The 20,791-nt window shown below is 52.0% G+C and carries 21 protein-coding genes and 1 other annotated feature; of the genes, 20 read left to right on the top strand and 1 reads right to left on the bottom strand.

The window, feature by feature from the left end:
• Nucleotides 1–31: 31 nt before the first annotated feature.
• The 17 genes from I2D94_RS13615 (at nucleotide 32) to I2D94_RS13535 (ending at nucleotide 16,460) form a co-directional block, all read left to right on the top strand.
• Complete coding sequence (locus I2D94_RS13615) at nucleotides 32–793, top strand: hypothetical protein (protein WP_072683446.1); 762 nt, start codon at nucleotides 32–34, stop codon at nucleotides 791–793.
• A gap of 50 nt (nucleotides 794–843) precedes the next feature.
• Entirely contained in the window at nucleotides 844–1,494 is a 651-nt protein-coding gene (locus tag I2D94_RS13610) for a hypothetical protein (protein ID WP_195397305.1), read from the top strand.
• Between the two features lie 13 nt (nucleotides 1,495–1,507).
• A complete protein-coding gene (gene murC / locus I2D94_RS13605; protein WP_072683444.1) occupies nucleotides 1,508–2,815 on the top strand; it encodes a UDP-N-acetylmuramate--L-alanine ligase in 1,308 nt (435 codons plus the stop codon).
• Nucleotides 2,816–3,146: 331 nt separating this feature from the next.
• Entirely contained in the window at nucleotides 3,147–4,916 is a 1,770-nt protein-coding gene (locus tag I2D94_RS13600; protein ID WP_195397304.1) for an oleate hydratase, read from the top strand.
• A gap of 299 nt (nucleotides 4,917–5,215) precedes the next feature.
• Nucleotides 5,216–5,644 (top strand): hypothetical protein, encoded by a 429-nt coding sequence (locus I2D94_RS13595; RefSeq protein WP_072683441.1) that lies wholly within the window; start codon nucleotides 5,216–5,218, stop codon nucleotides 5,642–5,644.
• Nucleotides 5,637–6,332 (top strand): hypothetical protein, encoded by a 696-nt coding sequence (locus tag I2D94_RS13590; protein ID WP_072683440.1) that lies wholly within the window; start codon nucleotides 5,637–5,639, stop codon nucleotides 6,330–6,332. Before I2D94_RS13595 ends, I2D94_RS13590 begins: the two co-directional genes overlap by 8 nt.
• The gene (locus I2D94_RS13585) at nucleotides 6,310–7,302 is read left to right on the top strand and encodes a LacI family DNA-binding transcriptional regulator (RefSeq protein ID WP_006060268.1); all 993 of its coding nucleotides are present in this window, start codon (nucleotides 6,310–6,312) and stop codon (nucleotides 7,300–7,302) included. The genes I2D94_RS13590 and I2D94_RS13585 overlap by 23 nt, the downstream gene beginning before the upstream one ends.
• Nucleotides 7,303–7,337: 35 nt before the next feature.
• Nucleotides 7,338–7,542 (top strand) — a binding site (T-box leader).
• A 35-nt stretch (nucleotides 7,543–7,577) separates the two neighbouring features.
• Nucleotides 7,578–8,804, top strand: a complete 1,227-nt coding sequence (tyrS, locus tag I2D94_RS13580) for a tyrosine--tRNA ligase (protein ID WP_072683439.1) — start codon at nucleotides 7,578–7,580, stop codon at nucleotides 8,802–8,804.
• 182 nt (nucleotides 8,805–8,986) lie between these two features.
• The gene (locus I2D94_RS13575) at nucleotides 8,987–9,790 is read left to right on the top strand and encodes a dipicolinate synthase subunit DpsA (RefSeq protein WP_195397303.1); all 804 of its coding nucleotides are present in this window, start codon (nucleotides 8,987–8,989) and stop codon (nucleotides 9,788–9,790) included.
• Nucleotides 9,787–10,365, top strand: coding sequence for a dipicolinate synthase subunit B (locus I2D94_RS13570; RefSeq protein ID WP_195397302.1), 579 nt, complete (start codon nucleotides 9,787–9,789; stop codon nucleotides 10,363–10,365). The genes I2D94_RS13575 and I2D94_RS13570 overlap by 4 nt, the downstream gene beginning before the upstream one ends.
• Nucleotides 10,362–11,234 (top strand): 4-hydroxy-tetrahydrodipicolinate synthase, encoded by an 873-nt coding sequence (gene dapA / locus I2D94_RS13565; protein WP_195397301.1) that lies wholly within the window; start codon nucleotides 10,362–10,364, stop codon nucleotides 11,232–11,234. The genes I2D94_RS13570 and dapA overlap by 4 nt, the downstream gene beginning before the upstream one ends.
• A gap of 48 nt (nucleotides 11,235–11,282) precedes the next feature.
• Entirely contained in the window at nucleotides 11,283–11,510 is a 228-nt protein-coding gene (locus I2D94_RS13560) for a sporulation protein Cse60 (protein ID WP_195397300.1), read from the top strand.
• A complete protein-coding gene (locus tag I2D94_RS13555; protein WP_072683434.1) occupies nucleotides 11,503–11,664 on the top strand; it encodes a DUF1540 domain-containing protein in 162 nt (53 codons plus the stop codon). The genes I2D94_RS13560 and I2D94_RS13555 overlap by 8 nt, the downstream gene beginning before the upstream one ends.
• Before the next feature lie 266 nt (nucleotides 11,665–11,930).
• Complete coding sequence (locus I2D94_RS13550; RefSeq protein ID WP_195397299.1) at nucleotides 11,931–12,521, top strand: hypothetical protein; 591 nt, start codon at nucleotides 11,931–11,933, stop codon at nucleotides 12,519–12,521.
• A gap of 2 nt (nucleotides 12,522–12,523) precedes the next feature.
• On the top strand, nucleotides 12,524–14,161 hold the full coding sequence (locus I2D94_RS13545; protein ID WP_195397298.1) for an oligosaccharide flippase family protein: 1,638 nt from the start codon (nucleotides 12,524–12,526) through the stop codon (nucleotides 14,159–14,161).
• The gene (locus I2D94_RS13540; protein WP_195397319.1) at nucleotides 14,161–14,871 is read left to right on the top strand and encodes a pseudouridine synthase; all 711 of its coding nucleotides are present in this window, start codon (nucleotides 14,161–14,163) and stop codon (nucleotides 14,869–14,871) included. Before I2D94_RS13545 ends, I2D94_RS13540 begins: the two co-directional genes overlap by 1 nt.
• 374 nt (nucleotides 14,872–15,245) lie before the next feature.
• Nucleotides 15,246–16,460, top strand: coding sequence for a WG repeat-containing protein (locus tag I2D94_RS13535; RefSeq protein ID WP_195397297.1), 1,215 nt, complete (start codon nucleotides 15,246–15,248; stop codon nucleotides 16,458–16,460).
• A gap of 62 nt (nucleotides 16,461–16,522) precedes the next feature.
• Here I2D94_RS13535 and ispH read toward each other — a convergent pair whose 3' ends face one another.
• On the bottom strand, nucleotides 16,523–17,434 hold the full coding sequence (gene ispH, locus I2D94_RS13530; RefSeq protein ID WP_195397296.1) for a 4-hydroxy-3-methylbut-2-enyl diphosphate reductase: 912 nt from the start codon (nucleotides 17,432–17,434) through the stop codon (nucleotides 16,523–16,525).
• Nucleotides 17,435–17,746: 312 nt separating this feature from the next.
• Here ispH and I2D94_RS13525 point away from each other — a divergent pair, with 312 nt between their 5' ends.
• The 3 genes from I2D94_RS13525 to I2D94_RS13515 all read left to right on the top strand — a co-directional run bounded on the left by I2D94_RS13525 (nucleotide 17,747) and on the right by I2D94_RS13515 (nucleotide 20,609).
• The gene (locus I2D94_RS13525) at nucleotides 17,747–19,117 is read left to right on the top strand and encodes a DEAD/DEAH box helicase (RefSeq protein ID WP_072683429.1); all 1,371 of its coding nucleotides are present in this window, start codon (nucleotides 17,747–17,749) and stop codon (nucleotides 19,115–19,117) included.
• On the top strand, nucleotides 19,110–19,997 hold the full coding sequence (locus I2D94_RS13520) for a deoxyribonuclease IV (protein ID WP_195397295.1): 888 nt from the start codon (nucleotides 19,110–19,112) through the stop codon (nucleotides 19,995–19,997). The genes I2D94_RS13525 and I2D94_RS13520 overlap by 8 nt, the downstream gene beginning before the upstream one ends.
• A 162-nt stretch (nucleotides 19,998–20,159) precedes the next feature.
• The gene (locus I2D94_RS13515) at nucleotides 20,160–20,609 is read left to right on the top strand and encodes a hypothetical protein (RefSeq protein WP_195397294.1); all 450 of its coding nucleotides are present in this window, start codon (nucleotides 20,160–20,162) and stop codon (nucleotides 20,607–20,609) included.
• The last annotated feature ends 182 nt before the right edge of the window (nucleotides 20,610–20,791 follow it).

Raw genomic sequence — 20,791 nt, 5'->3', positions numbered from 1 at the left:
ATAGAATAAACAAAACGAAGGGAGGACTCTCATGCGCAAAATCACGCTGCTTCTGTTTTGCCTGTGTTTGTGCGGCTGCAGCGCTCAGGGAGGATTGGACAGCCGGCTGCAGGCGGCCTGCATGCAAGCCAGCACGCTGACGATCAACGTCCATGCGGATAACGTGAAAGATCTGTACAGTTATTATGCCGAACCGGGTGTGGGACGCCGAAGCTCGACGGCCTCCTCCAACGTCTTCGTTCTTGATAACCAGGAATTCATTATGAATCTCAACGTTGCCGAAATCGTCAACGTCAAGCTCTATGATCAATCTGAAAGTGTGATCCTGCCCCAGAGCGAGGCGTGGATAAGCGTCAGCGAAGGCGAGTTCACCGATATCCAGGGGCGAACGCAGAAATATATCGCAGGGCTGCTGCCTTCGGCGAACGGTCAGCTGCTGGTCATGGTCAAAACCCCGTATTTTACCTTTACCGGATTAAGCAATGAGACAGGCGCGCCGGCGCTGGCGAAAGAAATGATCAAGATCGCCCGTACAGCTGAAGTCGACGAGGATGCCGTACTCAAAACTTATTCCTCACGGACAAAAATTAATTACGTCAAAGAAAACCTGAATCTGTTTGAAGATGAAATTCCGGAAAACGGCCGGCTGGAGGAAATGATGCCGAACAAACCGGCGCATACCGGCGGCGATATTGATCAGAGCGGCGAAACCTTCGACGATGGCACCAGCGCCGACGATCTGCCGCTGAATGAAAACGACGACGATATTCAAACGCCGTCGGATGGCGAATAGGCAACAATATCCGCAAGGATGAATAGAATGAAAAGGCAGGATGATCCCGTATGATAAAAAAATTAATGTCGTTGATTTTTGAAGAAGAAGTCGTTGACGAGGTTGAGGAAGAACCGGTTCCGGTTCGCCGCAGCAATCCAGCCAAACCCGCGGTCAAGCCTGAGGCCAAGCCGGCGGTTCCGCTTCCGCAGGAAGTCAAGGCAGTATATCTGGATACCAGGAAAGAGAAAGAAAAAGAAAAGGAACCCGCGGTCAAAAAGGAACCTTCCAGCAAGCTGGGAAAAATGACGATTGCGGAAGACAAGCCGGTGAAGAAGAAGCCGGTCCGCGTGGAACCGAAGGAAGATTATGAATTTACGCCGGTGATCTCGCCGATTTTCGGCGTGCTCGGGGAAAAGAGCCAGCCGGCCAAGACGCCGGCGGCGAAGAAGGTCAGCCCGGTTAAAAGCTCGCTGGGAACCGTAATTTCACCGATTTACGGCATGGATAAACCGCAGGAAGATAAGGTCGAAGAGATTGCGGAGCGTCTGGATAAACCCGCGGCCGCCGTCAAAGAAGAACCGCTGATCAACGTGTCGCTGGACGAGCTGCTTCAGAAACCGCAGGAAGCAGAAGCTGATCGTAAGAATGAGGAGGAAGGCTCTGACAAGACGGTTGTTTCGCAGAACCTGAGTTTGTTTGACGACGATCTGAATTCGTAGAAAGGGTGTTGTTATGGTCTTTTTTATCGGCATCAAGGGAACGGGCATGGCGGCGCTGGCCTGCATTCTCAACGATTTGGGCATGGAAGTTTCCGGCTCGGATTTGACGAAGCATTTCTTCACAGAGGATCCGTTGATCGCGCGGCGTATTCCGATCCTGCCGTTTGATCCGGCGAATATTCAGGATGGAATGACGGTGATTATCGGCAACGCCTTCAAAGAAGATTTTCCGGAGGTCGCGGCGGCGCGGTCCAATCCGACTGTGACCTGTTATCGGTATCATGAGTATTTAGGCGCCTTGATGAAAGACTATACGAGTCTGTGCGTGGCGGGCAGCCATGGCAAGACGACGACGACCGGGATGCTGGCGGCGATGATGGATGAAATTGCGCCGACCGGACATCTGATCGGCGATGGTTCCGGGGAAATTCATCCGGACAGCCAATATCTGGCGGTTGAAGCCTGCGAGTACCGGCGGCATTTTCTGGCGTATCATCCGGATTACGCGATCATTACCAATGCCGATCTGGATCACGTCGATTATTTTAAAACCGAAGCGGATTACGCCAAAGCCTATGAGGAATTCGCCTGCCAGGTAAAAAAAGGTCTGGTTCTGTTCGGCGATGATCCGAAGGTCAGAGCGCTGCGGATTGATCCGGCGGTGACGCATTATTATTACGGCGTTGAAGACGGCAACGATTTTCAGGCGGTCAATATCGTGGAAACCAGCGAGGACATGCATTTTGACGTGCTGTTTCAAGGCCAGCTGCAGGGACATTTCGATCTGCCGTTTGTCGGCCGGCATCTGTTGTGGAACAGCCTGGGCGTGATCGCGCTGGGATTGTTAGAGGGGTATACCGCTGAACAGATCGAGCCGGGCTTGGCATCGTTTAAGGGGACAAAACGCCGCTTCACGATTGAGAAGCATGGCGAGAACGTCTTTGTCGACGACTACGCCCATCATCCGACCGAGGTGTCGATTACGATTGACGCTGCCCGCAAACGTTTTCCGGGCAAGCGGCTGATCGCGATCTTTAAGCCGCACCGCGTCTCCCGCGTTTTTCATTTCGCCGATGATTTCGCAGCGGCCTTGAAAAAGGCGGATGAGGTTTACCTGTGTGATTTTACGAGTATTGATGATAAGGAAGACGGCATTGATATCGACATTACCTATCTTCAGGAACGGATTCCCGGCTCTAAAATCTTAAGCGAAGATGAACAGGGCGCTGCGGAGCTGGCCAAACTGGCACCGGCGGTTTATCTGTTTATGTCCAGCAAGGACATCTACGGCTTAAGCGGGCTGGTTAAACAGAAATTGTAATAAAATTTGATAAACGAACAAATCAGGAACGCATCGCTGCGGCAATGCAATCCTGATTTTTTTTGTGCTGACTTTGTTCGGTGTGAAGGAAACGTAAAAAGAGAAGGAGAATAGCCGATTTTGAAAATAGGGAAAGAAACAGAGATGTTTTCTACAAGCCCGTTCTGTCTTTCCTGTTTTTTGACATTTGTTCGTTTTTGGCTAAAATCAGGACAGATTTTTTTGTCTGTCGGAATTTTATACAGGCCCTTGGCGGTGTCTATGGCGGCAGAGGTCAGGAAGAAGTAAGCTGAAGACGGTTAGAAAAAAACAAACAGGAGGAAGAAAGAGAATGTATTACAGCAATGGTAACTACGAAGCATTTGCACATCCGCGCAAGCCGGAAGGGGTTGACAACAAGTCCGCATATCTGGTCGGCTCGGGACTGGCGGCCTTGTCCGCGGCATGTTTCCTGGTCCGCGATGGCCAGATGAAGGGCGAGCACATCCATATTCTGGAGGAAGGCAAGCTGCCCGGCGGCGCCTGCGATGGGATCAAGGATCCGCAGAAGGGCTTCATCATCCGCGGCGGCCGGGAAATGGAAAATCACTTTGAATGTCTGTGGGATCTGTTCCGTTCCATTCCGTCCTTAGAAACCGAAGGCGTTTCCGTACTGGACGAATACTACTGGCTCAACAAGGACGACCCGAACTATTCGCTGATGCGTGCGACGATCAACCGCGGCGAAGATGCGCATACTGACGGCAAATTCGGTCTGAGCGACAAAGCGGCGATGGAGATCATGAAGCTGTTCTTCACGAAGGACGAGGATCTCTATGACAAAAAGATTACCGACGTCTTCGACGACGAATTCTTCTCCAGTAATTTCTGGCTGTACTGGCGCACGATGTTCGCGTTTGAGGACTGGCATTCAGCCCTGGAAATGAAGCTGTATATCCAGCGCTTCATCCATCACGTCGGCGGCCTGCCGGATTTCTCCGCGCTGAAATTTACGAAGTACAATCAGTACGAATCCCTGATCCTGCCGATGGTAAAATATCTGGAAGAGCATCATGTGCAGTTTGACTATGAGACGCGCGTGACCAATGTGGAATTTGAGATCACCGGGGAAAAGAAGGTGGCCCGCCGAATCGTCTGCGTCAGGGAAGGCCGGGAAATCACGATCCCGCTGACGGAAAACGATCTTGTCTTCGTGACCAACGGCAGCTGCACGGAAAATTCCAGTCTGGGCGACAATGACCACGCACCGCAGTTCAACACTGAAAACGGCGGCTGCTGGCAGCTGTGGCGCAACATCGCGGCGCAGGATCCGGCGTTTGGACATCCGGATAAATTCTGCACGCAGACCGATAAGACCTATTGGGAATCTGCGACCGTCACCACGCTGGACGACCGCATCCCGCCGTATATCCAGAAGATCTGCAAGCGTGATCCGTTCAGCGGCAAGGTCGTCACCGGCGGTATCATCACCGTCAAGGATTCCAACTGGCTGATGAGCTACACGCTGAACCGCCAGCCGCATTTCAAGGATCAGCCGAAGGACCAGCTGGTCGTCTGGGTTTACGGCCTGTTCGGCGATGTTCCGGGCAACTACGTGAAGAAGCCGATGCGCGAGTGCACCGGTACGGAAATCACGGAGGAATGGCTGTATCATCTGGGCGTGCCAGAGGATCAGATTCATGACATGGCGGTTAATTCCGCCCGCTGCATCCCATGCATGATGCCGTATATCACCGCCTTCTTCATGCCGCGCACAGCAGGCGATCGCCCGAAGGTTGTCCCGGAGGGCTGCGTGAACTTTGCATTCATCGGACAATTTGCCGATACCGTCCGCGATACGGTGTTCACCACGGAATATTCTGTCCGCACCGGCATGGAAGCGGTCTATACGCTCTTAAATGTTGATCGCGGCGTGCCAGAGGTCTTCAACTCGGTGTACGATGTCCGCATACTGATGGATTCGACCTATAAGATGCTGGATGGCCGCAAGCTGGAAGACATCAAGGTGCCGTGGCTGGTTCACTGGCTTGAAAAGAAAGGTCTGAAAAAAATCCAGGGCACGGTGATCGAAGAACTGCTGGAAGAATATCATCTGATTTAAATCAATCCGAAACAGCGTACAAGATCCTGATTCCAGCGAGTCGGGATCTTTATTATATTGGCTGTTGAGCATGCTTTGACGAAGTTCAAAAAGGGAACGAAACAGGGTAGAAAACAAATCCGTGCAAAAGTTTCGCCGAATCTTCACATTCCGGATATCTGTCGAAACGTGAGAAAAGCCCGTCATTTCCATCTTTTATCAGCTTCAATACAATTTTCTGAACAATCGCAAGGTTAAGCGCTATCAAATTTATTGAAAATCTTTTCATAATTGAGTATAATACACTTGAGGTGATTTTGATGGACGAACTATTGGCGGCCATGTATAAAGTTTCAGTACAGCTGGTCCCGATTCTGGGGGTCGCTGTACTTTGTTTTCTTATTTATTTATTGCGCCATTGCGTCACATTTATTAAGGAATTAACGGTCATGGTTCAGAAGGCGGGTTCCGCGATGGAGGGGGTAGATAAAAGCATTGACAAGCTTCAGGCGCCCTTGGACACAGTGGTCCGGCTATCTTCAACGATTGACCAGGTTCAGGAAAGTGCTGTGGGAGCTGTCAAAAATATGGCTGGTTTTATGGCCGGGAATCTCGACAGCGCCAGGGAGGCGGCCGCCGCGCGCTCAGCGAAGAAGAAACCGGCGCCGCAGCCGGAACCCGCGGCAGTAGTCCCGACGGAAAGCGACGAACCTAAAACTCAGAGTGAAGGAGGAACAGAACATGAGTGACGAAAACAAACGAGTGGACGAAGAAGTGGAAAAAACGGTAGAGGATCTGAAAAAACAGATCGAAGAAATCAACCGTGAGGCGGAAGACGCCGGCAGTCAGCAGTCGTCGGAAGTCAAGGAAAAGATCCAGGCAGCGGCGAAGAAAGCCATCGAAATTCTGAATCAGGGTATCGATCAGCTGAAATTGTTAACGGCTCAGGTTCAGGACAGCGACACCTACCGCAAAACGATGAGCCAGGTCAAAGCCACGACCGATAAGGCCGTAGCGGAATCTCAGCGGCTGTTTAACGACATCAAGACGGATCCGAAGCTGAACAAAGCCGTTGAGGATATCAAAAAATCAGTCAGCGACGTCAGTGAAAAGGTATCCTGCTGCGTTAAGAGCGGACTGGACGAGCTGAAAAACAATGAAGATCTGATGGAAAAAGTCGATCAGATCAAAGACGGCACAGCCGCTCTGGTTGAAAAAGGACAGCGTGCTGTGAAGGACTTTACAAGCAAGCCGGAAGTGCAGCAGAATATTGAAAAAGCCAAGGATGTGACGATCGACGTCGCGGAAAAGACGGTCGACGCGCTGAAAAACTGGTTAAGACCGCAGCCGGCCGCGGAAGCTGAACCGGAAGCCAAACCGGAAAACGAAGAAGAAAAGGAGAACAGTGCAGAGCATGAAGAGAGTAACAATCTATGATGTAGCTAACGAAGCCGGCGTTTCCCTGGCCACGGTATCCCGCGTCATCAACGGGAGCAACGTCGTTAAGGGCGGAACCAAGCAAAAGGTCGAGGAAGCGATTGAAAAACTGGGCTACAAGCCGAACGCGATTGCGCAGGGGCTGGCTCTGCAGAAGACGACGACGATCGCGCTGGTGATTCCGGAGGCCAGCTTCACGTATACCGGCCAGATCATCAACGGACTGTTGGACGTCGCGAAAATCTATAAATACAACATCATGCTTCACACGACGACCGAAGGCATCAACGAGATCAACGATATCATTGAAAATATCATTAAGTCCCGGGTCGACGGCGTCGTCATTTATAACGACAAGCTGATGCGCGAAGAACTGAATACGCTGACCAAATACAACGTACCGATCGTGATTATCGGCAACAAGGTGTCCGACGCCAAGATCAGCTCGGTCTACGTCGACATTGAGAACGCCGTTTATGAGCTGGTCATGAAGTATTTGGAAGGCGGCAAGCGTGACATCGCAATTATTCAGGACCGCAAAAACGGCTATTCCATTGATCAGATGATCAACGGCGCGAAGAAAGCGTATGCAACCAAAGGTCTGGAATTCAACGGCTATCTGGAGATTCCGGGTCAGTACCGCACGTCGTATGACTTCATGAAGGATTATCTGCAGGATCACAAGCATGACCTGATTATCGCCAACCGGGATTCGCAGGCGATCGCAGTCGTCAACGCGGCCAAGGAAAACGGCATCGACATTCCGAAGGAAATGGAAATTGTCTGCGTCATCGACACGAAATACAATTCGATGATGCGGCCGCAGATTTCCAGCTTTGCGATTCCGTCCTATGATCTGGGCGCGGTTTCGATGCGCGTCATGACGAAGATGCTGCAGGAAAATACCGACGATATCGACAAAGAAATTGAATTGAGCTATCTGTTTACACCGCGGCAGTCGACTTTGTGATTGACATCTTCACCGGTCTGCGGCTATAATAGCTCTAACAGGCTGGGAAGAGAAAGAGTAGCCTTGGAATGCTGGAAGAGAGCCTTTGGGTGGTGCGAAAAGGCAGCAGGAAAAGGGGAATACACCTCGGAGCCTCCTATGGCAAAGATAGGACGCGGACTTCGGCGTTATGAAGAAGAGCATATCCTGAGAAACCAAGGGATATGAATTAAGGTGGTACCGCGCAAAGACGTCCTTATGGGGGCGTCTTTTTATTTTGAAGGAGGAAAAATCAAATGGGTATCTATGAAGAACTGGAATGGCGGGGATTGATCAAAGATGTCAGCTCGCCGGAGTTGCGGGAGAAATTGAACGCCGGAGGCATGACGTTTTATATTGGGACAGATCCGACCGGGGATAGTCTGCACATCGGGCATTTCTCATCGTTTCTCATCAGCAAGCGTTTAAAAGACGCCGGACACAATCCGATCTTGTTGGTCGGCGGCGGCACCGGGCTGATCGGCGATCCGAAGCCGGATGCGGAACGGCCGATGGTTACAAAAGAAGAAGTCAATCACAACTATGAATGCCTGAAAAAGCAGGCGGAGAAAGTCTTCGGCTTTGAGGTCGTCAACAACTACGACTGGTACAAGGACATCAACTTCATTGACTTTCTGCGGGATTATGGGAAATACTTCAATATCAATTACATGCTGAACAAGGATATCGTGCGCCGCCGTCTGGACGCCGGCATCACCTATACCGAGTTCTCTTACATGTTGATGCAGGCGATGGATTTCTGGTGGCTGCATGAAAACAAGGGCTGCACGCTGCAGGTGGCCGGTCAGGATCAGTGGGGCAACATCACGGCCGGGATTGAGCTGATCCGCAAGAAGACGGGACAGGAAGCTTATGGCTTTACGATGCCGCTGTTAACCAAGTCGGACGGCACGAAGTTCGGCAAGACCAACGGTCATGCGATCTGGCTGGATATCAACAAGACGTCGGCTTATGAAATGTACCAGTTCTTCATCAACTCCGAGGACAGCAAGGTCATTGATTACCTGAAATTTTTAACTTTCTTAAGCCGGGAGGAAATCGAAGCACTGGAAGAAAAGAACCGGACGGAACCGCATTTACGCGAAGCGCATAAGACGCTGGCGAAGGAAGTCATCACGTTCATCCATGGCGAAGAAGCGTACAACACTGCGATTAAAATCGCGCAGACGCTGTTTGGCGGCAACCTCAGGGATCTGACCGTGGAGGAGCTGAAGCAGGGGATTTCCGACATGCCGCGCTTTACGATTGAGGACAAGCAGCCGTTACTGGACGTGCTGGTGGCGAGCGGCATCGCGAAAAGCAAGCGCGAAGGCCGCGAGTGGATCGTGGGCGGTTCCATTCAGGTCAACGGTGAAAAGGTGACGGATCCGATGACGCCGGTCTGCCGCAGCGAGGCATTTAATCAGGAATTTACGATTCTGCGCAAAGGCAAGAAGAACTATTTTGTCTGCGACTTTCAATAATCGCAATCCCGCGCAAAAAAGAGAAGATTGTCATTAAGAACAAGATTGGAAAGGGCGAGAGGTCATCGGGCTGAAAAAGCGTTGAAAGATCAGGAAGGGTTCGTTTCCCTCGGCAAGGACCGAAGGGACAGGAACCCTTCTTTTTTTTTGTCATAGAATGGGATACAAGAGGAGGTGCATCCATGAAAGCGGTCGTGTTTGTGAATGACCAGCGAATGGAAATTATCATTCAGCGTTTACGGTCGGCCGGGATTCAGGTCCAGGAAGGCCGGTGTGAAAAAGACATGGAACAGATCGAACGGATGGCGAACAGAATGGATCTGGTCATCCTGCCGATTCAGGGCGTCAGCGACGACGGATTTATCGAACTCAAAAAACGAGGGTATTGCATGAAGGATTTCTTTGCGTCGCTGCGCAAGGAAACGTTGATTTTTACGGGAGTGATCACGCCGTACATTAAGAAGCTGCCGCAGACGGTGATCTCACTTTTAGCACGGGAGGAGGTCGTCGCGGCCAACGCGGCGTTAACGGCGGAGGGAATTTTAGCGATGGTGATCCAGAATACGCCGCGCTCGCTGGCGGAATATCGTTACGATGTGATCGGCTTCGGGCACTGCGGCCGGGCGATTGCCGGACTGTTTCATCAGCTGGGGCTAAAAGTCAGGATTGTTTCCGCGCATGCGCATCCTGAATCCGCGCTGCTGCCGTACGCTTTCATCCCTTTGCAGGAATGGCAGTTTCAGCAGCCGTGGCCGGTCGTGATCAACACCGCGCCCATCGAGGTGATCAGCGAGGCGATGGTGGCCGGCTGGCAGACACAGCCGTTGATCATTGATATCGCTTCGCGGGCGGTCGGCGTCAGCGAACGCGTGTATAAACGCAAGGATACGCACGTCATCGCCGCGCCGCCGCTGCCGGGGATCGTGGCGTGGCAGAGCGCTGGTGAAATCCTGGCCGACGTGATTTTGAAAGAGGTGAAACGATGAAGCTTCTATGGGGAATGTGCGGATCCTTCTGCAATCATGCCGCAGTCATCGAACAGCTGGCGGACATGGTTGAACGCTGGCCTGTTACGATGATTTTAAGCGAGAATACCGCGCGTCTGGATACCCGTTTCGGCACGGCCGCCGCGCGGGTAAAACAGCTGGAGAGTCTGACGGGCAAGCCGGTGATGACGACGCTGCAGGAAGCCGAGCGCACCGGCCCGATCGACCATTTTGACGCGATGGTCATCGCGCCGATAACGGCCACCGAGCTGAACAAGCTGGCGCTGGGAATTTACGATACGCCCGTCACCCTGGCGGCCAAAGCGTTACTGCGCAATCAGAAACCGCTGGTGCTGGGCATTGCGTCCAATGATTTTCTCGGTCTTTCGGGGGTTAACCTGCTGCGACTGAAACAGCTGCGGCATCTGTTTTTCGTGCCGTTTGGACAGGATGACTACGTGCATAAACCGAACAGTCTGGTCAGCGACTGGCGCTTGATCGAAGCCACGCTGCAGGCCGCGCTGGAAGACCGCCAGATTCAGCCGCTGTTATTGGAAGGGAAGGGATCACAATGAAGCTGGGCCATTGCATGACGGCGCTGATCACGCCGATGACGGAATCCGGGGAGGTTGATTTAACCGCGTTAAGCAACCTCGTCGAAAAGCTGATTGCGGAGGGCTGCGACGGGTTTGTCGTATGCGGAACGACGGCGGAGGCCAGCGCCTTAACCCGGGAAGAAAAACAACAGGTGCTGCGCTGCGTGCTGAAGCAGAGTGATCGGCGGGTTTGCGTCTGGATGGGATGCGGGACCAACAATACCGCAGAGACGCTGGATCTCATCCGCTGGGTCAATACGGAACCGGTCGACGGAATCATGCTTGTGTGTCCGTATTATGTCCGGCCGTCCCAGCAGGGGTTATACGCCCATTTCGCGGCGTGCGCCCGCGTCAGTGAGAAACCGCTCATGCTTTACAATGTACCCAAGCGCTCCGGCGTGGCGTTAAGCGCTGAAACTGTGATCCGTCTGGCTCAGGATTATCCCCAGATCCGGGCTTTGAAGCAGGCGTGCCACGACATGGAGATGGTCAGGGCAATCTTGATGGCCAATGATCAGGTGCAGATTCTCAGCGGGGAAGACGGATACTTTCTGGAAGGCTTGCGCGAGGGGATCAGCGGGATCGTTTCGGTTGCCGGTCATTGCGTCATGGGGATGATCGTCAAGATCTGGGAAGATTATCAATACGGCGTGGAGAACACCGAACTGGATCAGTGCCTGAAGCAGGTCAGCAATCAGATCTTCAAAGTTTCCTCGCCTTCGGATATCAAAGCGATGCTCGCACTGCAGGGCTGGTGCACAGACGTAGTGCGGTTGCCGTTAGTGCCGCTGGATCCGACAGAAAAACAGGCGCTGCATGATTTTATGCAGCAGCACGCCCTGCTTTAGACAAATTTCGCCCAGGGCCTGCGGGTATGCTGAAGCAGGGTGAGAGACATGATCCAGGTGAAAGTCTTTGACGAGCAGCATGAGGATGACCTGACCGACAGCCTGAACGAATTTCTGGCGGAGCTGAGTGAAAACGACGTCCTGTCGGTCCAGCTGGCAACCTCGCATTTCTCCGTGATACCCGAACAGCTGTACAGTTTCAGCGGGATGGTCGTCTACCGGATAAAATCGGCGGAAACGGGAAGGATAAATGCGGGAGGCGATGACGATGAATAAGAACCGGATCGGGTGCAACGTCAAGACCTGCGTATACAACACGCAATGCGAATGCACCGCTGAAAAGATTGAAGTTGGCTGCGACGAATGCATTCAGCCATGCTGCGATCATGAAACGCTGTGCCGGACCTTCAAGAAAAAGGCCGAGCGCTAAAGCAAAGGAGAAACTGATTCTTCCACAGGCTGCTGGGGAAAAGAAGCAGTTTCTTTTTCTTTCCATCTTGCGAAGTGAAAAGACCATCAGGGAGAAAGTCGTTCCCCAGGGTCGTCTATCTGCTTCAGTTTTTCTCTTTGAGGGTTGTGTCAAGTCAGGACTTTGAAGCGCGGCCGGACGAATTTTGGCGGGATGGAGACAAAAGCGGGAATTAATCCTTTTGTAAGCTTAACGTCTTATGTTATAATACTCTGGAGGTGTTGTTTATGCGCAGACAGATACTTTGCCTGATGGCCGCTGCCTTGTTTGTGATCGGCGGTTGTTCTAAAAAGGATCCGAATCAAATCAGTACGGAAAAAATGCAGCTGTATACTGCTTACTATAAATCCATTATGGAAATGGACCGATTTCAGGAAAAATCGGATTTTTATGATCTCGAAGTCGTCATGAACCAGCTTCCTGACGGTACTTACCGGTATTATGTCATTCTTGATAATCCGCAGGTCGCCATGGTTGACGTGGAGATGCTGGTGATCGACGAGGCGGTGGATTATTCCCAAACCGCAGTGATCGCGCCGTCGGTCGGTTTGTTGGAAAATGAAGAATATTCGCTGATTCCCCATCAGGTCTATCCCAAGCTGGGCTATGTGAAGGGCTTGATGGCCAGCGGGGAGACTGCTTCGCCGACTGTGAATTTGAATGTGCTGGTGCTGTGGAAGGATTACGCCAAACTGAAGGAAACTCGTGAATACCTGCAGCTGACAGGGGATTTTGAAAATCAGAACGAAACCCCGCAGCCGGAGCCGGAAGAGACGCACGACGATCTGCCGGCGGAGGATGAGGACGACAGTGAGTAATCATGACCAAGGGTAAAAAACAATCGTTGATCGCCGGGGCGTTAACCAGCTCGGCCGGGATCTTTATTTCCAAAGCACTGGGACTTCTTTATGTCGTCCCGTTTACAGCGATCGCCGGGGAAGCGAATATGTCGTTTTACAGCGTCGCCTATACGTATTACGATATCCTGTTAAGTATCTGTTCAGCCGGAATTCCGTTCGCGGTCGCGGCGATGGTCGCAAAATATTCCAATAATGAGGATTATAAAACCGTCATTCTGGTGCGCAAGCTGTCGATGGCGCTGATGCTTTTAAGCGGATTTGTCATGGCGGTCTTGTTCATCATGGTATCCGGGCCGCTGGCGGCTTCGGTGCTGGGGGCGAAGAAAACCCCGGAGGATGTCGCAATTCTGCGCAATGTCTTCATGATCCTGTCGCTGGCTGTTGTCTGCGTGCCATTTCTCAGCTCATTCCGCGGGTTTTACCAGGGTTTAAAAGATTTGAAATCTTACGCGTTCTCGCAGGTGCTGGAACAGCTGACCCGGGTTGTTTCCCTCCTGGCGCTGGGTGCTTTTTTTGTTTATATTCTGGATATGAACAATATTTTCGCCGTATATATGGCGGTGTTGTCCACTTCGCTGGCGGCGATCGCGGCGATCGCGTATTACCTGATCTACGATCGCAAGCATTACCAGCCGATCAAGGAGCTGGCGCGGCATCAGACAAGCCGGCCGAAGGAGGTCGGCGAGCTGTTTCAGGAGCTGCTTCTGTTTGGCTTACCGTATCTGATCACGGCGTTATTGGGCAACAGTATGAATATTGTCAACAATAACTTTTTTATCAATACGGCGACGTCCGCCGGAAGCAGTTATGAGGACGCCAAGCTGGCGCTGGGCATCATTCAGGTGCAGTGCAACAAGCTGACCTCGATTCCGCAGGTGCTGGCTTTAGGCTTTTCGACCGGGATTGTTCCGTATGTTACAATTTCGCTGGAAAACCGCAACTTTAAAGAACTGCGGCGGAATGTTCTGGATTGTCTGGACACCGTTTTGTATATCGGCGCGCCGCTGTGCTTCTGCCTGTTCGCGCTGGCTTCGCCGATCTATTACATCATGTATGGCAAAGGAAATCTCAGCCTGGGCAGCGAAATGCTGGCATGGAGCTCGTTATTGGCGTTAACCGGCACTTTGTCGCCGATCTGCAGCTCGTTAATGATGTCGCTGCGCTTTCGCCGCCAGAGCATCCTGTATCTGATCATCGGCTTTATCGTCAAGCTGATCACGTTCTTTCCGTTAGTGAAATATACCGGCTTCAGTGGCGCGATCACTTCGAGCGTCGTGACGTCGCTGGTCATCATTTTCCTGAACCTGAATCTGATCAAGAAGAAATACAAAGTCCAGTATGCGCGTGTCTGGCGGCGTTTGGGCGCGATTGCGATCGGTTTGATCGCGATGAACGGCTGTTTTGTTCTGCTGCGCTGGGCGGGGCTGACCGTGGTGAACACATCCCGGGTCGTCGGCGTATTGCAGTTAGCGGCCTATGGCATTTTGGGCATGTTGACATACGTCATCACAACGGCGTTCTTCCGGCTGCCGCAGCATCTGTTCCACATGAGCCTGCCGGCGATGGTCCGTCGGATGACAAGGCGGTTTGTGCGATGATGCGGCTGGATAAATTCCTGGCGCATGCCGGCTTCGGCACCCGCAAAGAGGTTAAGGAGCTGGTCCGTAAGGGCCGGGTCGTGGTCAATGGTCAGCGGGTAAAAAAGGATGATCAGAAAATTGACGAACGGCAGGATCAGATCCAGGTCGACGGCCGGATCGTCACTTATGAAACCGAAGTTTACATCATGCTGAACAAACCGCAGGGGGTCATCAGCGCTACGGAGGACAGCCGCTATGAAACCGTGCTGGATTGTCTGGAAACGAACCGCTCCGACTTATTTCCGGTCGGACGGCTGGATATCGACACCGAAGGTCTGCTGCTGATCACCAACGACGGCGCTTTGGCGCATGATCTGCTTTCGCCGAAAAAGCATGTCGATAAAACCTATGAAGTCCATCTGGAAAGACCCTGGGATCCGCAGTATGAAGCGGCAATTCAAACGGGAATCCGGATCAGCGATGAGGAAGTCTGCCTTCCGGCGACGCTTCGGCAGACGGCAGAGCACATCATTCTGCTGACAATTCAGGAAGGTAAATTTCATCAGGTGAAACGGATGATGCACGCCTGCGATAACGAGGTCGTATATTTAAAACGGCTGACGATGGGCCCGTTGAAGCTGGATGAAACGCTGCAGCCGGGAGCGTGGCGGAACTGTACGCCGCAGGAAATCGAAGCCTTGAAAAAACATAAAAAAGCAGAACAGTAAAAGGGACCGGAGAACAATTCCAGTCCTTTTCTTGTCCTCGTTGAATCAGCGCTGAAGCCTTTGCCCAATTCATTTTTCAACACGAACCAGCTGAATTGAATCGTTGTGCGCACGTCCATCCGTGAGGACTCAGGCTCAATTTTCCTGAACGAGGCAGAGAAATTCCCAGCCGCAACATTTGTGGAAACTTGTGTGATCCGTCAACAAATTAACGTTTTGAGATCCTGCTGTCGTTTATCCTGGCAGACGGTAGGGAATAAGGCCCTGTCGATCTCATGACAACGCCATTTCTTACATTTCCATGAAATTGTGAATCGAATTATTTATAATCCTGATCGTTTCTTTATAATAGAAGAAAAGGAAGGAGAAAAACGATGCGGCGATTCAGTCTGTTGATCTTGGGATTATTTTTAATGATTGGCTGCAGCACAAAGACTAAACCACAAAGTTCCTCCACGTCCAAACCCAAGACGATACCCTGCGTGGAAGCAACACCGGCGTCCACCCCGGCGGTGGAAGGTGAAATTGAAGTGGCTCTGTATTCTACCACGGCGGGTTCTCGCTATTTAGAAGATAATATTTACTATGTCGTGGAGGGGGATGATCGCCTGAAGACAGGTTCCTTAGTAATTCTAAGAGGTCGGCAAGAGATTGAACAGGCAGCGCTGCGCGTTATTTATCAGCCTGAATTTAACTATGAGAATGATCTCGTAGTCTTGAATGACTACGAGATTGAAGCCATGGAACCCGTTTACCCGGACCGTGATCTGCTTACTGAGATCAGTTTTGATGCGATTTATCCTTTGATCCAGCATTTTCCTCAGTCGGAGGCTGAATTGGAGCTTGTTGAGGGATACTTCATCCTGGAAAAAGCTGGCCTGTGGGGAGTAGCCGGCCCTCATGAAGAGGTGATCGTCCCAATCACAGGCCGCCGGGTGCCTGTTTTAGACAGTCTTGACTTGCATTGCGACGCTCAGGCTTATGATTTTTCACTGTTGCTTGACACGCCCTATCATCTCTGTTGGGGTGAACATGGGATCAGTGCGAAAGCGATCTATGGCGATGTGGCCACCGGCACTGCATACTTGGTGCAGTATGGCCATGATGGGCCGGGCATCTTTCATCCCTTCGACGGGTCGCGGATGAGCGGCGAGCTGGGCTTGTATCACGCTGTCAGCGGCTACTCTGAAACGCCGGAGGGTCTGCCCGAATATGAATGGCTGGATCGCGTCGGCGTCGTGAACCGGAAAGGCGAGCTGATCACCGGAGCAATCTATGATCAAGGTCTGGCGATCAATGGTGATCTGATTCCGGTGGCGCGGGATGGCTTATGGGGGTATGTCAATGCCGCGGGAGAAGAAATTATTCCATGCCAATATTTGGCGCCGCTGCCAATCGATCCGGATCGTGATCGCTGGGCGGCGTATCCTTTGGATCACGGACGAATCGTTGCGCAGGATCAAAGCGGCCGGTATGGCGTGTTGGGGATGGATGGTTCAATTTTGATTCCGTTTGAATATGATTTTGCCGCGCCGTTTTATGACGGTCAGATTTTGCTGGAAAAGGCAGGCGAGCGCACGATCCAGTAATTCGTGGAAAGCTTGACCGCCCGCGTAAACGAAAAAGCAACGCCGTGAAAACGGCGTTGTCTTTATAACAGATGATCCAGTTCAATGGCCGGATATTCCGGGGTGTTGCCTTGCGCGGCTTCGTTGAGATAGCCGATTACCTGCTGCGTCAGGTAGGTCGGAGTTGAAGCGCCGCTGGTCACGGCGATGCGCTCGCGGCCCAGGTAGTCCTGCGGCTTCAGCTGCCGCACGGTTTCGATCAGCAGCACCTCCGGGATTCCGCTTTGAATCGCAATGTCCTTCAGTTTGTTGGAATTGTTGGACTGCGGATCGCCGACGACGATCAACAGGTCGACGCTTTTTAGCTTCTGGATCGCTTCCTGACGAATCCGGGTAGCGTTGCAGATCTCTCTTTCAAAGCGGGCATGCGGATAACGTGCGCGGATCTGATCCATCAGCCGGCCGATTTCCAGAACGCTCATCGTCGTCTGGTTGGTGACCAGAATTTTGGGATTGTTAAGGGAGAGGGCGGCTAACGAATCCAGATCATACACCGGATGCACGCGCGGACTGATCGCCAGCACGGCCTCCGCCTCCGGATGATTCCGCTTGCCGATATACAGCACATCCGCACCCTCGGCAATCGCCTGACGGACTAAGCGCTGGGTTTCCTTGACGTCGGAACAGGAAGCGTCGACGCAGATCAATCCTTTTTGCCGCGCTTTCTTGGCGACTTCCTCACTGATCCCATGGGCCGTAAAGATCACGATGCCTTCGTTTACTTCATCCAGCAGCTCCAGCCGGGTTTTGCCTGCCTGTTCCACGCAGCGGATATGATCGAGCTGCAGGGCGTCGACGACATAGCGGTTATGCACGATCATACCGAGCATCGTAATCGGCACGCCCGGATTTTCCCGCGCTGTTTTACGGGCCAGCGCGATGGCCTGCGTAACCCCTTTGCAATAACCGCGGGGAATGACGGGGATGATTTCCATAAATGAAACACTCCTTTTTCCTGAAATCATTATACCGTGAACGCCGATTTGTGCGCAAGTGAAATAAAATCCAGCGAGTCCGTCGAAAAAACCGTAAGATGCTCTCCTTCAGGTGGATTGTTCTGAAAAAATAAACAAATTGACTTGAAAACGGGAAGACTGGGCAAGATCATGGAAAAAGATGCAGGAAAAGCGGTGTGAGAATTGCATAAAAAGCTTAAAATCTGTATAATTGATGGGCAAAGTGAGAAGTTTAACGATCGGAACCGATTCGATAATAAACAAGTTTTCACCCCGTAAAGGAGGAATTTTATGACACAATTCAACGACTTCGCGCTGCGTGAGAGCACGCAGAAATTGATCAAGCTGGAAGGCTTTCAAGAACCGACAGCGATTCAGGCCGCCGTCATCCCGGTCGCGTTAAAAGGCCGGGACATCATCGGCATTTCTGAAACCGGCACCGGCAAGACCCATGCTTTTCTGATTCCGCTGATGGAAAAAATCAAACCTGAGCTGCCGCAGGTTCAGGCCGTTATTACCGCGCCGACCCGCGAGCTGGCCATGCAGATCTACAACCGGGCCAAAACGATGACGCAGGCGGATCCAAGGCTGCGCGTACGGCTGATTACCGGCGGGCTGGACCGGGAAAAAATGGCGGATTCCGTGAAGACCCAGCCGCATTTGGTCATCGGCACGCCGGGCCGGATCAAGGATTTATTTTTGGATCAGGAAGTATTGCGGGTCGATACCGCTTCGATCCTGATTGTCGATGAAGCGGACATGACGCTGGAATTCGGCTTTCTGGAGGACATCGACGCAATCGCTTCCCGAATGGGGAATCATTTACAGATGATGGCGTTCAGCGCGACGATTCCCCAAGGTCTCAAGCCGTTCTTAAAGAAGTATATGCAGACGCCGCAGACGATCAAAATCGAGCAGGAAACGAAAATGGATCCGAAGATTGAGCACATTCTGGTTCCATGCAAGCATCGCAGCTATGCCGAAACGCTGCTGCAGATTTTACCGGGCTTTATGCCGTATGTCTGCCTGATCTTCGCGAATACCCGCGAAGAAGCAGCTGCGACCGCCAACGCCTTGCGCGAGGCGGATGTGCCGGTGATCGAAATCCACGGCGGTCTGCAGCCGCGTCAGCGCCGGCAGGCGATGAAGCAGCTGGAACAGGCGGATCACCGCTACATCGTGGCAACGGATATCGCCGCGCGCGGAATTGATATCGACGGGATTACGCATGTTGTTTCGCTGGGATTCCCGAACGAACTGGATTTTTATATCCACCGTGCGGGCCGGACCGGCCGGGCAGGCCGTGAGGGAACGTGCTTCGCGTTATATCAGGAACAGGATGAACGTGCAATTCGATCCTTGAAAGAACGCGGCGTGCATTTTGAAGTCCGCTCGTTTAAAAACGGCGCGTGGCAGGCGCAGCGGCAGGCCGATCGCCGCAGAATGTCGCCGGGGCAGCAGCGCGAAAAGGAAATCGCACGGTCACTGAACCGGAAGAAGGAAAAGGTCAAACCAGGATATAAGAAGAAAAAGGCCGCTTTAGTCAAGCAGATCCAGCGCAAGGAACGCCGGGCGATGATCCAGAGCGAAATCCAGGCACAGCGCAAGGAACGCTACAAGGCGCTGCAGCGCCAGAAACGACAGGAGGGAAGCGATGAATAAGATCGGCTGTCATGTTTCGATGAAAGCGCCGGACTATTTTGCGGGCGCGGTCAAAGAAGCGTTGTCTTACAAAGCCAATGCCCTGATGATTTATACCGGGCCGCCGCAGAACACTCTGCGCAAGCCGGTGGAACAGCTGCGGATTGAAGAAGCACAGAGTTTGTTAAAGGAAAACGGGATTCCGTTAGAAAACGTGATCGTGCACGCGCCCTATATCATCAATCTGGGCAACGTTCAGAATCCGGATACCTTTGAATTGGGCGTCCGCTTCCTGAAGCAGGAACTGGCCCGGACGGCGGCAATCGGCGCGCGGTATCTTGTTCTGCATCCCGGCAGCAGCGTCAAGGCAACGGCGGAAGAAGGTCTGATGCAGATCATCGAAGGTTTGAATCAGGCGCTCGCTCAGGATGATCACGATGTGCTGATCTGTCTGGAAACGATGGCGGGCAAGGGCAGCGAGCTGGGCTGGAACTTTGAACAGCTAAAGGCGATGCGCGAGGGCGTGATGAAGAAAGAGCGGATCGCGTTCTGTCTGGATACCTGTCATATCCATGATGCCGGCTACCCGGTGGCTGAGCTGGATACAGTGTTAAAGCAATGGGACGACATGATCGGGCTGTCCTTATTAAAGGTCATCCATCTCAACGATTCCAAAAACGTCCGCGGTGCACGCAAGGACCGCCACGCCAATTTAGGTCATGGTGAAATCGGTTTTGATTCGCTGTACCGGGTATTTGCGGATCCGCGGCTGGGGGATGTCGTTAAAATTCTGGAGACGCCGTATGTCGACGATCACGCGCCGTATGGGCTGGAAATCGAAATGCTGCGAAGCGGCGCTTTCGATCCCCGGAAGCTGGATTGCCTGAAAGCGGAAAAATAGCTTGAGGGAAATCTGATAAAATTGAATCCATGGCAGGGCATGGCCTTTTGCGGGCTATGCCTTTTATCGTTGAAATTCAGGCTGGGGAAAAACTATTTCCGTCCTTTGAAAATTATAGTAGAATAAAAGCGCAGGATAAAAGCAAACAGGGAGGAATAAAAAGTGGATATAACGATCAGCCGTCAACATGTTTGTATGGGAGATGACGCCGACGATCATACCCTTACCTACACGATCGACGCCTCTACGAAGTTCAGCGAACTTTTTCTGGAACTCATAAAGCAAAAATATTTTCCGAACGTTTCCGGCGGCGACGGGGTTTGGACATTATTTTGTGGTCAGGATGATCTGATGACATGGAAAATAAAAGAGAATCAACTGTATAGTCGTTTTGTTGACGAAGAACCGACCATCCTTAGCGGGAAGCGCTGGACCACCGCGGTTGTCAATTTCAAATACTGCCCTTCCGGCTTGGAAAGAGCACGGCAGATTTTCACTCAGTTTGACGGTTTGAAATTTCATATCTGGCACGAAGGGTTTATGCCGGAATATGAAAGCTATCATATTTCACAGGCCATGGAAAACGAATGGCGGAAAACACTTGCAAAGTAATCTTTCCTGATTGAGCGGTTAAAATTGGAAAAAAAGAACCATACTCGCGCGGATGATTCGAGGATGCGCTGAGTAAAGAAATCTGGAATTCTTTCACTTCAGATGACGGACTGTTCGCTGTTTGCGAATGGTTCGTTTTTTTGTTATCTTCCTTTTTAGAAGCCGGGATCAACTGTTTCCAA

The sequence above is a fragment of the Holdemania sp. 1001302B_160321_E10 genome (genome assembly GCF_015552275.1).
Taxonomy (GTDB): domain Bacteria; phylum Bacillota_I; class Bacilli_A; order Erysipelotrichales; family Erysipelotrichaceae; genus Holdemania.
This window is presented reverse-complemented; position numbering and strand designations above follow the sequence as displayed.